The organism is Methylobacter arcticus, from assembly GCF_050917435.1.
Taxonomy (GTDB): Bacteria; Pseudomonadota; Gammaproteobacteria; order Methylococcales; family Methylomonadaceae; genus Methylobacter_A; species Methylobacter_A titanis.
This window is the reverse complement of the sequence record NZ_CP159583.1, coordinates 3,929,811-3,945,212: the sequence shown is the minus strand read 5'-3', so window position 1 is coordinate 3,945,212 and position 15,402 is coordinate 3,929,811. Positions and strand designations below refer to the sequence as shown.

At 48.1% G+C, this 15,402-nt stretch carries 16 protein-coding genes and 1 pseudogene; 12 read left to right on the top strand and 5 right to left on the bottom strand.

Annotated features, from left to right (window positions below):
• Positions 1-114: 114 nt before the first annotated feature.
• The 12 genes from ABXJ76_RS18735 to tnpA all read left to right on the top strand — a co-directional run bounded on the left by ABXJ76_RS18735 (position 115) and on the right by tnpA (position 12,311).
• On the top strand, positions 115-513 hold the full coding sequence (locus ABXJ76_RS18735; RefSeq protein WP_432742855.1) for a hypothetical protein: 399 nt from the start codon (positions 115-117) through the stop codon (positions 511-513).
• Positions 514-712: 199 nt separating this feature from the next.
• On the top strand, positions 713-1,063 hold the full coding sequence (locus ABXJ76_RS18730; RefSeq protein WP_432742854.1) for a DUF3147 family protein: 351 nt from the start codon (positions 713-715) through the stop codon (positions 1,061-1,063).
• A gap of 141 nt (positions 1,064-1,204) precedes the next feature.
• Positions 1,205-1,912 (top strand): HupE/UreJ family protein, encoded by a 708-nt coding sequence (locus ABXJ76_RS18725; protein ID WP_432742852.1) that lies wholly within the window; start codon positions 1,205-1,207, stop codon positions 1,910-1,912.
• 4 nt (positions 1,913-1,916) lie between these two features.
• Entirely contained in the window at positions 1,917-2,516 is a 600-nt protein-coding gene (locus tag ABXJ76_RS18720; RefSeq protein WP_432742850.1) for a hypothetical protein, read from the top strand.
• 86 nt (positions 2,517-2,602) lie between these two features.
• On the top strand, positions 2,603-3,877 hold the full coding sequence (locus tag ABXJ76_RS18715; RefSeq protein WP_432742848.1) for a TolC family protein: 1,275 nt from the start codon (positions 2,603-2,605) through the stop codon (positions 3,875-3,877).
• Positions 3,874-5,004, top strand: coding sequence for an efflux RND transporter periplasmic adaptor subunit (locus ABXJ76_RS18710; RefSeq protein WP_432742846.1), 1,131 nt, complete (start codon positions 3,874-3,876; stop codon positions 5,002-5,004). The genes ABXJ76_RS18715 and ABXJ76_RS18710 overlap by 4 nt, the downstream gene beginning before the upstream one ends.
• Positions 5,004-8,066 carry an efflux RND transporter permease subunit gene (locus ABXJ76_RS18705; protein WP_432742844.1) on the top strand — a complete coding sequence of 1,021 codons (3,063 nt, stop codon included), beginning with the start codon at positions 5,004-5,006 and terminating at the stop codon, positions 8,064-8,066. The genes ABXJ76_RS18710 and ABXJ76_RS18705 overlap by 1 nt, the downstream gene beginning before the upstream one ends.
• On the top strand, positions 8,063-8,368 hold the full coding sequence (locus tag ABXJ76_RS18700) for a DUF3240 family protein (protein WP_432742842.1): 306 nt from the start codon (positions 8,063-8,065) through the stop codon (positions 8,366-8,368). The genes ABXJ76_RS18705 and ABXJ76_RS18700 overlap by 4 nt, the downstream gene beginning before the upstream one ends.
• A 189-nt stretch (positions 8,369-8,557) precedes the next feature.
• Positions 8,558-9,025: a very short patch repair endonuclease gene (locus ABXJ76_RS18695; protein WP_432742840.1), complete on the top strand. Its 468-nt coding sequence runs from the start codon at positions 8,558-8,560 to the stop codon at positions 9,023-9,025.
• Complete coding sequence (locus ABXJ76_RS18690; protein WP_432742838.1) at positions 9,022-10,200, top strand: DNA cytosine methyltransferase; 1,179 nt, start codon at positions 9,022-9,024, stop codon at positions 10,198-10,200. Before ABXJ76_RS18695 ends, ABXJ76_RS18690 begins: the two co-directional genes overlap by 4 nt.
• An 18-nt stretch (positions 10,201-10,218) precedes the next feature.
• Complete coding sequence (locus ABXJ76_RS18685) at positions 10,219-11,784, top strand: hypothetical protein (protein WP_432742836.1); 1,566 nt, start codon at positions 10,219-10,221, stop codon at positions 11,782-11,784.
• 98 nt (positions 11,785-11,882) lie between these two features.
• Positions 11,883-12,311: an IS200/IS605 family transposase gene (gene tnpA, locus ABXJ76_RS18680; RefSeq protein WP_432741254.1), complete on the top strand. Its 429-nt coding sequence runs from the start codon at positions 11,883-11,885 to the stop codon at positions 12,309-12,311.
• A gap of 250 nt (positions 12,312-12,561) precedes the next feature.
• Here tnpA and gmk (ABXJ76_RS18675) read toward each other — a convergent pair.
• The 5 genes and pseudogenes from gmk (ABXJ76_RS18675) to gmk (ABXJ76_RS18655) form a co-directional block, all read right to left on the bottom strand.
• Positions 12,562-13,178: pseudogene (gene gmk / locus ABXJ76_RS18675) on the bottom strand (guanylate kinase).
• 166 nt (positions 13,179-13,344) lie between these two features.
• Complete coding sequence (locus ABXJ76_RS18670) at positions 13,345-13,584, bottom strand: toxin-antitoxin system HicB family antitoxin (protein ID WP_432742834.1); 240 nt, start codon at positions 13,582-13,584, stop codon at positions 13,345-13,347.
• Positions 13,584-13,727: a hypothetical protein gene (locus tag ABXJ76_RS18665; protein ID WP_432742832.1), complete on the bottom strand. Its 144-nt coding sequence runs from the start codon at positions 13,725-13,727 to the stop codon at positions 13,584-13,586. Before ABXJ76_RS18665 ends, ABXJ76_RS18670 begins: the two co-directional genes overlap by 1 nt.
• A gap of 371 nt (positions 13,728-14,098) precedes the next feature.
• Positions 14,099-14,449 (bottom strand): cupin domain-containing protein, encoded by a 351-nt coding sequence (locus ABXJ76_RS18660; RefSeq protein ID WP_432742830.1) that lies wholly within the window; start codon positions 14,447-14,449, stop codon positions 14,099-14,101.
• 334 nt (positions 14,450-14,783) lie between these two features.
• Positions 14,784-15,398, bottom strand: coding sequence for a guanylate kinase (gene gmk, locus ABXJ76_RS18655; protein ID WP_432742828.1), 615 nt, complete (start codon positions 15,396-15,398; stop codon positions 14,784-14,786).
• Positions 15,399-15,402 lie beyond the last annotated feature (4 nt).

Here is a 15,402-nt window from a genome sequence, read left to right as displayed (position 1 = left end):
CAGTCTCTCCGGCGTGGGAATGCATCCTGCATCACTCGTTTGTTTGTTTGCGCTATGCCTCTTACCGCAAACAACAAGTTGTTAATTACGGGTTAATCGCTTAGCATTGGCGCCATGTTGACAACATTACGCAAATTTACCGTTATCTTTCTGGCGATACTGCAATTCATTGCTCCGCTGGTGCATGCGCATGCTGGGGAAAAAGTGCCAGGCTTTGGCCTGCATATTCACGGTCTTGAAATGCATAATGACGACCATGGCGATCATGCATTTCAGGCCGTGAGTCATGATTTCAGTTCCGAAGGCATCATAGTGGGTGTCGCTGCCGGAATGAAAGATAAGCAAGTTACTATGCTTGCAGATCCGGATAACAGCCACTATCTGCCGCAACAGTCTCCAGCATTTAACGCCGCAATATCCCCTTTCGATACCAATTTTTCTCCGCAAGCCACGCAGTTTGTTTGCCGGTTGCTTATTCCCTCGTTATCCCCTCGCGCACCTCCTGCTCAATAAGTTCTCCTTCGTTTCGTAGAAACGTGACGTATCGCGTCTTTACATTAACGCGGTCAAAACCGCATTGAATACGCTCCTCATCTCAGTGACAAATAGTCTGTTTTTGTAAAGCTGGCCAGCCCTTGATTAACAAGGTCTTCAGCCGTTTCAAAGCGGTACATTTTCAAAGCAAGACGGGGGTAAAATAACGGTGGCACAAATGAGCTGTACCCTAATCAAAGTTATTATTACCAGCCTGCTTATCGTGGCTATATCGGAACTGTCGAAACGAAGTTCATTGCTTGGCGCTTTATTGGCCTCGCTGCCGCTCATGTCCATTTTAGCGATGCTCTGGCTTTATATTGACACCAAAGATACTGGAAAAGTGGTTGATTTGGCAGCCGGTATTTTTTGGCTGGTTATCCCCTCGCTGGTTTTTTTTATCAGCTTACCTTTTTTGCTCAAGAAGGGGCTTGATTTCTATCTGAGCATGGGGATTTCAATGTCAGTGACGGCAGGTTGTTATTTTCTAATGATTACACTATTGACGCGCTATGGCATTAAGCTATAAACACTCAATGAGGCTACCGGCTTAAGACGGCGTAGGAGTGCAAGCTTCGCTTGCAAACAGGCGAAGCCTGTATTCCGAACTTGCCCCGGCTTAAATTGGCAGCCCTAAATGACACATAAATTGAAGCAGGATTTTTTAACGATGACACTAACAACACAACGACCGGCCCGGCTTATTAGCGTGCCGTTATTTTTACTTCTCCTCAGCCTCAGCCCAAGTGTCTTTGCTCATGGCGTTGACGCGAATACCGAACGTTTTTTATTGGCAAGCCAGGGTCTCGCCATCGGGCCGTTTCTTTATATCGGCGCCAAGCACATGGTGACCGGATACGATCACCTGCTGTTTCTGATTGGCGTGATTTTCTTTCTGTTCCGCACCCGGGATGTGTTGACTTATGTCAGCCTGTTCACCTTGGGGCATAGTCTGACGCTATTATTCGGCGTGCTAAACAACGTCGCGGTCAATTCTTTCCTGATTGATGCGATTATCGGACTGTCCATTGTCTACAAAGGCTTCGATAACCTGGGCGGTTTTCGCCGATTGTTCGGCTTTCAACCGAACACCAAAATCGCGGTGATGGTTTTCGGCTTGTTTCACGGTTTTGGACTCGCCACCAAATTGCAGGATTTTTCACTGCCTCAGGCGGCGTTATGGAAAAATTTATTGGCCTTCAATGTCGGGGTGGAACTGGGCCAGTTTGTCGCCTTGCTGTTTATCTTGATTGCACTCGATTTCTGGCGCAGACACGAGAGTTTTTATCGCTTTTCCGCCGCTACCAATACACTTTTAATGACCGGCGGCTTGATTCTGTTCGGCTATCAAATAACCGGCTATTTAATTAACGGATAAATTCATGACTCATATCAATCCCCCTGTTCAATCGCTCAAATCACTGATTATAGCCAGCGCTTTTGCGCTGCTATTGGCCGTCATTATATTACTGTCGGCGGTACTGCCCGCAGAATACGGTATTGACCCAACCGGGATGGGAAAAATGATGGGCTTAAGCGCTTTGTCTGCACCAACAAATGACGGCAATAAAGCACTCGCGATTACTTGTCCGGTGTTGCCGCCGCAAACGATTAATCAAGCGGCCGGTTCGACTGAGACGATCCAAAAGGAACCACTGCCGCAGTGGCAAGATTCAGTCAAAATCATAGTGCCGGCCGGGGAGGGTTTGGAATATAAATTCCATCTGGTAAAAGGAGCGACACTGGATTATTCATGGACTACCGACGGCGCCAAACTCTATTTCGATTTTCATGGCGAACCCAAAGGCGACAAAACCGGTTACTTCAAAAGCTTTAAGGAAAGTAGCGATAATCAATCCACCGGTATCTTGACGGCTCCCTTCGAAGGCCCTCACGGCTGGTACTGGGAAAACAAAACCCGGTCTCCGGTGGCCATTATCTTGAACACCAAAGGCTCTTATCGGATTTTAGGTTTACTGTAATGGCGCCGGTCATTGCAAGCAGAACTTACCTTATTTTCTTATTGTTTATTTATAACGCGGGCATAAAACCGCATCGAGTCTGACCTATGTTTTTTTTTAACCCTTTCAGAAGGCTCATTTTCCGATTTTTGCCGGCTATTGTTGTTTTTTTAGCGACGATAACGCCCAGCTTTGCTGAGTCGCCCCACCTTGTCGATCATCTTGATCCGATTGAAAGTGTTGCGACCTTGAGCTTGGCTAACGTTGTTGATTTAACATTGGAGAAATATCCCGATGCAAGCTGGCTTAAATCGCTGGAACAAGAAGCGGAGGCGATAGCACAGCGCGGCAACAGCTGGACAGCCGGAGCATCGCAAGCAGGGCTACGTTTTCAGGAAGCGACCAGCGGCACCTTGCATTATATTGACGCGTCAGTACAAGTGCCGCTATGGAACTTGGGTCAGCGCGATGCGCAACAAACCGTCGCAAAGCTGGCAGAAAACAGCGCATTATCGCAAGCGGATGCGGTTAAATTGCGCGTATCGGGACTGGTCAGGGCGGCCCTTTGGGATATGGCGCTGGCAAACTTAAGTTATGAGCAGGCGAAAACCGAGCTGACGATTACCGATCAGTTATTGGCTAAAGTGCAACGGCGTGTCGAGTTAGGCGATTTACCCAGAGCCGACTTTTTATTGGCACAATCGGAGTCGCTGCAAAAACGCTCGGTGTTAACCTTGGCCGAAGCGGAATTAATGCATGCCCGCAAACGGTATTCCAGCATCACCCAAATGACTAAAATTCCCGGCAGCTATCAGGAAAAACTGGTTGAGTTAACGGAGATCCAGCAAAGCCACCCGCTATTAGCGGCGATCAACAGTCAGGTCGAACGCAAGCAGGCGGAACTGAATGCGATTAAATTAGTCGGTTCAGGGCAAACCAATGTTGCAGTCGGCATCAACAGCGACCGGTTTACCGATGATCAGCGCAGTAATCAAACCGAAAGTTTCAATATCGGCGTTACCGTTCCTTTCGGCGGCAGTGCGCATTTGGCACCGCAGGTTGCGGCAGTCAATGTCGAATTAAATAAACTGCTTGCGGAACGCGAACAACTGAGCCGCGACCTGGAACAGGCGCATCACGAGGCCGAACATAATCTGGAGATCAACCGGGCTGAATTAGGTATTGCCAACGAGTTACAACAGGTTGCCGAAGAACATTTAAAAATGACCCACTTAAGTTTTTCGGTGGGTGAAATTAATTTGATGGATTTGTTAAAAATCCAGTCCAGAACCCAGCAAGCGGTGTTAAATGCCAAGCAACGTTCGGTGATGCTGCAACGCGATATTGCGCTTTATAACCAAGCCGTAGGAGTTACGCCATGAGACTATTTTTTGCTCGTCCGATAATGATGTTGATGCTAACCCTGGCCGGTTTCAGTAGCTACGCAGCCGAAAACAGCATCCAGATTTCACCGGAAAATATTGCCAATCTTGGGGTAATACTCGGCAAACCGGAGCAGGTTAAACAAATCCCGGTGTTATCCGCTCCGGCTAAAGTGGTGGTTCCGCCGACGCAGGAATATATCGTCAGTGCATCGCAGTTCGGCGTCATCGATAAGTTGAATGTGGCGATAGGCGATAAGGTCGTCAAGGGGCAGGTGTTAGCCCAGCTCAACAGTCCTGATCTGCTGACACTACAACGGGAATATCTTAAAGCCGTCAGCGCACTGCAATTGTCTTCGGCTACTTTTCAGCGGGATAAAAAACTGGTGGAAGAGGGCGTTATTGCCGACCGGCGTTGGCAGGAAACCCGCATTCAACATAACTCCTTTGTGTCCGAAGTGAATGAGCAAAAGCAATTGCTGGAAATTGCCGGCATGACCGACAGTGAGATTACGCATCTAGCCAAAACCCATCGGCTCACCCGTCAGCTCAATGTCCGTGCGCCGATAGTCGGCGTAGTGATGGAGCGTTTGGCCGTCGCCGGAACTCGCATAGATATGATGGCGCCGTTATATCGCATCGCCAATCTGGATCAGCTGTGGCTGGAAATAGCCATTCCGCAAGAACGTATGGACAGCATTAAAATCGGTGACCGGGTTGTTGTTGAAAACGCCGTAGGGGCGACCGGCCGGTCGCCCTCTGCCAAAATTACCTTGTTGGGACAGAGCGTTAATCCGGACAACCAGACTATTGTGGCCAGAGCAGTGCTTGAACCGTTACACGAGAATGCGCCATTGCGTCCCGGACAACGGCTGAATACCCGGATTATTCAATCCAGCGACAAAGCCGTGTTTAAAATCCCCAATACCGCCATTGCCCAGAACGAAGGCAACGCTTATATTTTTATCCGCAAGCCGCAAGGCTTTTTAGTCACCCCGATTACCGTAGTCGGCAAACAGGATGATCAGTCGATCGTTAGCGGCGAGTTGACCGCTGATGAAGAAATCGCTGTCAAAGGCGCGGTCGCACTCAAAGCCAATTGGCTGGGATTGGGGAGTGATGAATAATGACTAATTTGATTAGATTTGCGCTGAGTCAACGGCTGTTGATGATGTTGTTGGTGCTGCTGCTGGCAGGTGGCGGCTATTGGGCGTTTAAAAACATCCCGATTGATGCGTTTCCGGAAGTATCGCCGACCCAGGTCAAGATTATCGTTAAAGCGCCCGGCATGACCCCGGAAGAAGTCGAGGCCAGAATCACCGCGCCGATTGAAGTCGAGCTGTTGGGTATCCCGCATCAATCCATGTTGCGCTCCATCGCCAAATACGCGCTGACCGATATTACCGTTGATTTTGAAGAAGGCACCGATATTTTCTGGGCGCGTCAGCAGATTGCCGAACGCCTGAATACGATATGGGGCGATTTGCCTTCCGGCATTGAAGGCGGCATTGCGCCGATGACCACGCCTTTAGGCGAAATGTTTATGTTTACCGTGGAAGGCGGAGGACTCAGCTTAATGGAACGCCGGAGTCTATTGGATTGGGTGATACGACCGGCATTGCGCACCGTATCCGGCGTTGCCGATGTCAATTCCTTGGGCGGCATGGTCAGGAGTTTTGAGGTGATACCCGATAATACCCGCTTATCGGCCAGAGGCATCAGCATAGCGCAATTGTCTACTGCCTTACAAAACAATAACCGCAATGACGGCGCAGGCCGTATAACCGACGGCGAAGAAGCCTTGATCGTGCGTGCCGAAGGCCGGATCAAAACCCTGGACGATGTCGGCGTTATCGTAGTGGATAACAAAAACGGCACGCCCATTACCGTTGGCGATGTCGCCACCATCAAAATCGGCGCGCTGACCCGTTATGGCGCGGTCAGCAAAAACGGCGAAGGCGAGGCGGTCACGGGACTGGTGTTGAGTTTGCGCGGCGCGAATGCCAGACAAACGATAGCCGGTATCGAGGCAAAACTGGCCGAAATCAGCCCCGGATTTCCTAAAGGCGTCGAGGCCAAGGTTTTTTACAATCGAGGCAATCTGGTGGATAAGGCGGTAGATACGGTTTTGCATGCCCTGCTGGAAGCCATAGTGTTGGTGGTCGTTTTGCTGATTTTGTTTCTGGGTGATTTGCGCGCGGCTTTGGTGGTTGCGCTGGCTTTGCCGCTGGCCGCGTTGTTCACCTTTATTTTGATGAACACTATGGGCATGTCGGCCAACCTGATGAGCTTGGGCGGCCTTGCGATTGCGATCGGCATGCTGGTCGATGCCGCCGTGGTGGTGGTTGAAAACCTGATCACTCACCTAGCGCATGTCGAAAAAGCCCAGCGCCTGCCGCGCTTGCATGTTATTTATCGGGCCACCCGCGAAGTTGCCGCTCCGGTGGTCTCCGGCATCCTGATTATTATTATCGTGTTCTTGCCGTTGCTGACCCTGCAAGGACTGGAAGGGAAATTATTCACCCCGGTGGCCTTGACCATCGTATTTGCGCTCAGCGGTTCGCTGGTGTTGTCGCTGACGGTGATTCCGGTGATCGCCTCCTATTTGTTGAAAGAGGTATCGCACGAAGAACCCTGGTTGCCCAGAAACCTGCAAAAACTGTATCAACCGGCTTTAGTCTGGTGTCTGGCCAACAGCAAGTTGGTCTTTATCGGAGCGGGTTCATTGTTGGCCGTGACCGTGCTGGTATTTACCCAGATCGGCAGCACCTTTATGCCGACCATGGACGAAGGCGACATCATCGTGCAGCTGGAAAAATTGCCGTCGATTACCCTGGAGCAATCGATAGCTTTGGATATTCAGGTGCAAAAAAACCTGCGTAAAAATATTCCGGAAATCGTCAACATTGTCGCTCGGGTCGGCTCGGACGAGTTGGGGTTAGACCCGATGAGCTTGAACGATACCGATACCTTTTTGATCCTCAAGCCCAAAGACGAATGGCGTATGGACAGCAAGGAAAAATTGCTCGATGAGATCAGGGCAGTCATGGCGCAAACCCCGGGCATCGCCTTTCAGTTTACCCAGCCGATTGAAATGCGCGTTTCGGAAATGCTGACCGGAACGCGCGGCGACGTGGCAGTCAAATTATTCGGCACCGACCTTGCCGTGTTAAATGAAAAAGCCCAGCAAATTGCCGATATTTTGAAAAACATAAGCGGCGCCAGCGACGTATTCGCCAAGCAAAACGCCGGTATGCAGTTTTTGCAACTGACCATCGACAAATCGGCGGCCGGGCGTTTAGGCCTGGACAGCGACAGCATCGAAACGCTGTTACGGGCGCAGATTGAAGGCTTAAAGCTGGGCGTGGTTCAGGAAGGCATCAAGCGCACCCCGTTAATATTGCGCGGCGACAGCAATGTCGCTAATTTCGACAACCTGCAAATTGCGCTGCCGGAAGGCGGGCATGTGCCGGTAACGGCGGTTGCCAAAATTGAAAAAGTGGAAGGCGTGGTCTCGGTGGGCAGGGAACGGGGACAGCGCTTTGTGGTCATCACCAGCAATGTCGTTAACCGGGACTTGGTCAGCTTTGTCGATGAAGCCCGTAAAGCGGTTGCCGAACAAGCCAACTTGCCGACCGGCTACACCGTCGAATTCGGCGGCCAGTTCGAAAACCAGCAACGAGCAGCGGCGACCTTGTCGCTGGTCGTTCCGGTATCGTTAGGGCTGATATTTTTATTATTGTTTTCGACCTTCGGCTCGGTTCGTCAAGCCGTCCTGGTGCTGTCCAACATCCCGTTGGCGATGGTCGGCGGCGTATTCGCCCTATGGCTGTCCGGCGAGTATTTATCGGTACCGGCATCGGTCGGCTTTATCGCGCTGCTGGGGATTGCGGTACTGAACGGCGTGGTCATGGTCAGTTATTTCAACCAGCTGATCGCCACCGGCATGGACCTGGTTAACGTGGTATTGCTCGGTTCGTCGCGGCGTTTGCGTCCGGTGCTGATGACCGCCAGCATCGCCGCATTCGGCCTGATCCCGCTGCTGTTTGCAACCGGGCCGGGCTCTGAAATTCAGCGGCCTTTGGCCATCGTGGTGATCGGCGGCTTGGTATCGTCAACATTTTTAACCTTATTTTTATTGCCGATTTTGTTTACATTATTTGGCTTGCCCAAGGAGCTTAAGCGATGAATGACAAGGAATATCTCGTCACCCTAAATGTACCTCCCAGCCTTGAAGAAGCGGTGGTCGATTGTTTGTTGATGCTGGAGTCGGAACACGGCTTCAGCAGTTTTGCGGTCAACTCGCATGATCATAAAAATGAAGGCCTGTCGCTGGCCGAACAGGTCACCGGACGGCAGAAAAAAGTCCGTTTTCAAATGTACGTGCCGGAGGATGGCTTAGCCCAATTGTTAGCGCAACTGAGAGCGGAGTTTTCCGGATCGGGGATTCAATACTGGGTGCTGCCGGTGATTGAGAACGGGGTTATTTAGGCAAACCACCCTCAACGCGTGTTGATTTTTTAGTTGAAACTGGCCGTCGGATTACGGCCAATTACAGACAATCACAAATGCATCGGATTATAAAAGGATATAATAAGCCGTCCATCTGTTACAAAATCAAGTGTGCTAAAGCGGATTTCTTTTGAATGTTGCATTGTATGCGGGTATCACTGAATAGTTATGGTTGATCACATGAGTGCCGAGAAGCGCAGCTACATAATGAGCCATATTCGAAGCAAAAATACGGGTCTTGAGCTAACTATAAGGCGATTGATTTTTTCAATGGGTTATCGCTACCGTCTCTATGGAAAGAATTTACCGGGCAAACCGGATTTAGTCTTTTCTGGAAGGAAAAAAGTTATCTTTGTGCATGGATGTTTCTGGCACCAACACAGAGATTGCAAAATGGGATTGCCACCGGCCAGCAATTTAACTTATTGGGGACCAAAGCTTGCTAGAACCGTTGAACGAGACGGACAACACATAGATACACTACAGAGGAATGGTTGGAGCGTACTAGTGGTCTGGGAACGCGAAATGAAAGCGCCGGAAAAAATAGAAGAGAAAATAAAAAAAATTCTTGGACCAATAAAACACAGAGTCACTAGAGTTAAATTAAAAAATGAGAAAGAAGCGAGACAATCATGAGCTCTGAGTACTCCTTGCTTGAAACGCGAGTGGTTGAAATTGGAGGAAATTCAAGTGAACCGCAAAGCAGCATTTCATCCAGAAAAAAAAGTGTCGCAGCGCAGAAGGTGCTAAATGCCGTTGCGCTTTTTTCAGGTGGTGGGGGGCTTGATCTAGGCTTTTCTGCTGCTGGCTTTAATATTCGGGTTTCAAGCGACATTGATTCGTTTTCATGCAAGACTTTGGAAATAAACAGTGGCAAGAGGCCGTTTTATAAGCACGCTAAAGCTATTCAGGCTGACATTAACAAAATAAGTGCAAAGGATTTGTTTGAGAATGACAGTATTTATAGGAAGGACATTGATCTGCTAATTGGCGGACCACCCTGCCAAGCCTTTTCTGTATTTGGACAGCGCAAGGGGTTGGAAGACCCAAGAGGGAATCTTGTATGGGAATATCTGCGAATTCTGCAAGAAATACAACCGACAGCGTTTGTTTTTGAAAACGTAGCTGGATTAAAGTCGATACATAACGGCGAACTATACGATGAGATTCTCAAGTCGCTTGCTCTTGATGGTTTATACACAGTGTCGGCGCACAATTATCAGCTTGCGGATTTCGGTATACCTCAATTCCGGGACCGTATATTTTTTATTGGTACAAAGAATGGCACGCTAGTTCCACCCATGGAGCCGACACACGGAGAGCAGTGCTTATCCGCTTCTAATCCCTACCGCACAGCTGACGAAGCACTCAGGTTTTTGCCAGCGCCAGGGGAATCAAGTCATGTACCTAACCATATCGGGCGGAAGCATAGCCAGAGAATCATTGACCGTTACCAAAGCCTAAAATTCGGGGAGCGAGACCCCAAAACTAGAATTAATAAGCTTCATCCAGAAAGGCCTAGCTTCACAATTATTGTCGGTTCTGATAAAGGGGGGGGCAAGGGGCATGTTCACCCTTTTACTCCTAGGGAAGTGACGCCGAGGGAATCGGCTAGAATGCAAACTTTCCCAGATTGGTGGCAATTTCACGGTACTGGCCGCCACGTAATCAGGCAAGTGGGGAATGCTGTACCACCTTTGTTTGCGGCACAGCTTGCTGAACATATAAAAGTTCATGTTTTTGGGTCAAAGCGCAAAAAAAACTATGAAGAACTTATCGAAATTCTTGAGCTTGAGTATTTGCAGAAATGAAAGCCGGACAGTTTCAACATGATTGTTGATTTATTCAGTCACAAAATTCATTCGAGTGGGGATGAATGGCCAGAAAAGCTAGCGGAAATTGCGGCTATTTTTAACGAATTCAATGGGCAGTTATTTAACCGAAATACGATTGAAGAGAGATTGCAGCGCATTAGTCCACGGGCATCTTATCTCGCCAAAGATGCCGCATCAAAACCGCGTACTGCAGGTGGAAGACTAGACGTTTCGAAATTTCGGGATGAAATAAGCGCTTACCCGGCTTACCTGGGCCTTTATTATTTGGAGGCATCCTCTGTAGGGTGGATTGTTCGAATTACCGAAACGACTAAGAGGTTTTTAATAAGGGAAGAGCCGGATGTAGCATCTTTTCTGAGATTGCAGCTACCCCTATTTCAATATCCGAGTGCAATGGGGGCTGCTTATAAAAGCCACTCAACTAAACTTCGAATCCAGGCTAACTCGAGAGACAGAACATTAAATTTTGTTAAACAAGGGATTCATTTCTCCCCGGTCAGGACTATTGCTGTTGCGCTTCAGGCCGATGCTTATCTCCGAGGCATCAGCGTCCTTAGCGCCTCGGTTTCTTATAATGAAATATTTGGCTTAGCTAACTGCCCTTTAATAAACAAACGAGCACTGCCGTCAATTAGTGACACTGCCGTAGCGCTTGATGATATTCGCAACAATCGGCTTGGCTACCCTGATCGGTATGAGAGCCGATTTCATACGCTTAAGCACACAGAGATTTTTTTGCTTGGACAAGGACATGTTCGCCTTCGAAGCGGAGTGAATGAAGCTGATAGAAATCAGCTTATCCGCCAACTAGAAGCTATTGCCAGCATTAGCGCTGAATTCAAAGGCTTTGACAATTGCGCTGACGAAAAGGACTTAAGAGAAGTTATTGCTAGTGGGGAATGGGGGCAATACTTCGACGGAGTGAGAATGCTTCCCTCACATACTGTCGAAGCTCTTACAAAAGACACGGCCATGGAAACGGCAATGCCAGTTGAACCGGCCATTGAAGGAGAAACATCTGTCATACCGTTTCCAGTTGCCGAAATTTATCCATTCAGACCGCGCACTGGAGTGCTTCCAACACCAAAGCCATACGACAGGCGTAAAGAACTTGCTGACCCTGAACTTACAAAGATCAAGCGTCAGAGAAGAAACTTGGCTCATAAAGAGCTTATCGACATGATGGAGAGCTGGCTTCGCAGGTTAGGTGCTAGCCCTCAAGAAAATGAACATATTGACCTTTTCGCAAAAATCCCTGGTGATGGCTCATTTATTTTTGAGATGAAGAGCGGCGGGGAAAGCTTGCTAGAGCAAATTAGGAAAGGCTTAAGCCAACTCTATGAATACCGCTATCGTTACCGAAGTATAATTAATGATCAACATGTATCGCTTTGCCTTGTTCTTCCAGAAAATCCTAATTCTATTCCTTGGATAACAGATTATTTGTGCAGTGACCGCGAAATAAATATCTGCTGGTTTGATAGTGATGATGGTGCTCTTAAGTGGCCCATTCTTTGCGATGATCGTATGGCTGTATTAGAATGGAATGTTATTTATTAGTCCGTAGTAAGGTTAAAACCACCGCCTTTTAGGCGGTCAGATTTATCTATGATTTTTTGACGTATGATATTGCTCTGAACTGAAAAGTAGGGGGCCTTATGGATTACCGTTATGGAAGTCATACTGTTTTTAAAATTCAATATCATTTTGTATTTGTCACAAAGTATCGTTATAAGGTGTTGAAAGGTGACGTTGGTTTGAAAGTTCGTGAACTGATTAGGCAAACCTGTGAAGCCTTTGAAATAGAAATTCTGAAAGGCGTTATCAGTCAGGATCCTGTCCATATTTTGGTTTCTGCGCCACCCAATTTGGCACCGAGCGAAATTATGAGGCGAATCAAAGGCAGGTGTTCGATGAAGCTGTTCGAGAGTTTTCCTGATTTGAAAAAACGCTATTGGGGTCGTCACTTCTGGGCACGGGGTTACTTTTGCGTGACTTCTGGTGAGTTGACAGATGAAATGATAAAAAATTATCTGGAACATCATTTTGAACCCAAAGGAGATGATAATTTTAGGACAGAGTCATGAACGGGTCTTATGACCCGTATCCGGACTTTAGTCCATTATACGAACCCACCAGCTTTAGCTGGCGGTTGTTCAGTTTATACTCCATAAGATCATTTCGCATACGGCTCGGTAGCTCAAAAGGTGGGCAGAAAAAGAGTTGCTTATGTTTGACTGACCGCTGATTTTTCAAAGTTGCAGGCGGGAAACGCCAGTTCTCGCTTTCGCTCAAACAGGCTTATTTCGACCTGCATGGGTGCTATTTTGTTATTTCCTACGAAAGCAGCGAAGCCAATAAGGCTGCAAGTTAGGCAACTGGCGTTGCTGGTCAAGCGATTGGCGATGATGATGCTTTTTAACTCAGTCAGCGCCAGCGCAAAGTCATCATTGACCACCAGATAATCGAACTCGTCATGATGGCGGATTTCGGTAACCGCATCGCGCATACGGCGGGCGATAATTTGCTCATCGTCCTGGCCCCGATTTCTAAGCCGCTGCAATAGAACTTCCGTCGATGGCGGCAGGATAAAAATGGAAAGACTGTCGGGCAGCAAGTTTTTTGATTTGCTCGGCACCCTGCCAGTCGATTTCAAGAATCACATCCAATCCCCGATGCAAATTCTCTTCTACCGTCTGCTGAGCCGTACCGTAAAAATTATTGAAAACCTGGGCGTGTTCAAGAAACGCATGTTGTGCCTGCATGGCTTTAAAGTCGGCGACAGAGACGAAGTAATAATCCTGGCCGTGGACTTCGCCGGGTCGCATTTGCCGGGTGGTATGGGAAATTGAAACGGTCAGCGCGTTTAAATCGGTAATCAGTTGTTTGACCAGACTGGTTTTACCGGCGCCGGAGGGAGCGGAAATAATATAAAGCCCTGTAGATACGGACATGCTGTTTATGCCCGACATCAATTCGCGCAAAATGTTGGGCAACGAAAAGATGTTAGCCCAGCTAACTTCATCACGCTCTATTCACCGTGAGTTTCGCTTTTATCCCACCAGCGCAGGCGATATTTAATCGAACCGCAGGAATAAACCGGTTATGATCGATGCTAAGTCAAATCAGCTCATCGCCTGCCATTGGTTCTGCATCACGACTGGCGTTGAGCCAGGTGTCAAAAGCATTGAGTTCGCCGCGAGATTGCCGCTCACGAAAATAGGTCTCGGTCTTCAATGCGGAAACCTTTTCGGCAATGACCATGACGAAAAACTGGTTCATTGATACATGCTCTTCCTTCGCCACCTTGCGGGCGTAAGTAAAGAGAGATTCGGGGACGCGCAGCGCATAGTTGGTCATCAGGTTTTCTCATCTTGCAGTTGGCGTAAAAAAGCATCTGGGGTTAACACCGGCAGTCGAAAATGGCTGGCGGGAACAAAATCAGCAATATTCAAGGTGACCAGCACTTTGGCTCGGCCATTTAATGCGGTTTCAAGCACCATCTCGTCGGCCGGGTCACGTAATTGTGGTCGCTAAAGGTAATGCAGGTGTACCGGTTCAATAAATAACGACAGGGCCATAGGATGTGCTGAGCGAAAGCGAAGCGCATCAGTCGCGAGCGATGCAGTTGTAGAGGGCATAAAAGAATACGCCTAATGCCAGGGCAGTTTTCTGGCATTAGGGATTAAACCTGCTTGATAATGGTTCCAAGCGGTTTTGTAAGTTACCCCAATCTTCTTTGCGTATTCTGATAATTTCACAGCCCAAAAAATGCCATTTTTTTCTATATGTTGCAATGCTATTTAAGTATTTATGTGGTACGAACTTGTCAAAATATCAGAAGCAGTTGTTGTGGGAATAATGGAAGCGAACTTCATTTCATGATTGATTTAGTGAAATTTAACAATATGGTCAAACGGTTAAAAAAACATTTAACAAATTTACCTCCGCTATGTCTGTAGCTCTTTTTAAGTGCTTTTTTCACTTCCCAAGTACCTTTATAGCCTAATGGAAATACCACTAAGTCACCCGCTTTGAAAGTAGTTGAAGGGCCTCCATCTGCAGGTGTCATTACACATTCACCTTCTAAAATAAGTGCTGTTTCTGTCGTAACGAATTCCCATGGGAATGCAGATACTTCTTTTTCCCATGTTGGCCAGTTAGCAACGCCCATTTTTTTTAAAAGTGCTTTGCTTGGGTTGCTATCAACTGTGATTTTTTTCATGTTTTTCCTAAAATTTAGATTTATGCCCAGAATCAGAATGATTTGGGATGTGTCATAGTATGTTGCCCCCCCCTGTTTTGCTAGAGGAATCTATTCTTTTTCAATAATCTCATCGTTAAAAAATGCATATCTAAGTGCTCCAGTTAAGCGCTGGAAGCGCAGTTCGTTTTTAACGGCCATGTTTTATCAAAGCAAGGAAGGTGGGGTCAGGGCCATAGGATGTGCTGAGCGATGCAGTTGTAGAGGGCATAGGATGCGCTGAACGAAAGCAATGCGCTTCGCTTTCGCTCAAACAGGCTTATTGCGGCCCACATGGGTGCTATTTTGTCATTTCCTACGAAAGCAGCGAAGCCAATAAAGGCTGCAAATTAGGCAGCTGGCGTTGCCTAGTCAGGCGATTGGCGATGATGATGCTTTTTAATTCAGTCAGCGCCAGCGCAAAGTCATCATTAACCACCAGATAATCGAACTGGTCATGATGGCGGATTTCGGTGACCGCATCGCGCATCCGGCGGGCGATAATTTGCTCATCGTCCTGGCCCCGGTTTCGAAGCCGCTGCAATAAAATCTCCGTCGATGGCGGCAGGATGAAAATGGACAGGCTGTCGGGCAGCAGTTTTTTGATTTGCTCGGCACCCTGCCAGTCGATCTCAAGAATCACATCCAATCCCCGATGCAAATTTTCTTCTACTGTCTGCTGAGCCGTGCCGTAAAAATTATCGAAAACCTGGGCATGTTCAAGAAACGCCTGTTGTGCCTGCATGGCTTGAAAGTCGGTGGCGGTGACAAAGTAATAATCCTGGCCGTGGACTTCGCCGGGTCGCATCTGCCGGGTGGTATGGGAGACGGATACGCTCAGTTGGTCAAGGTCGGCAACCAGCTGTTTAACCAGACTGGTTTTACCGGCGCCGGACGGGGCGGAAATAATATAGAGTTTGCCGATGTTCATGGTT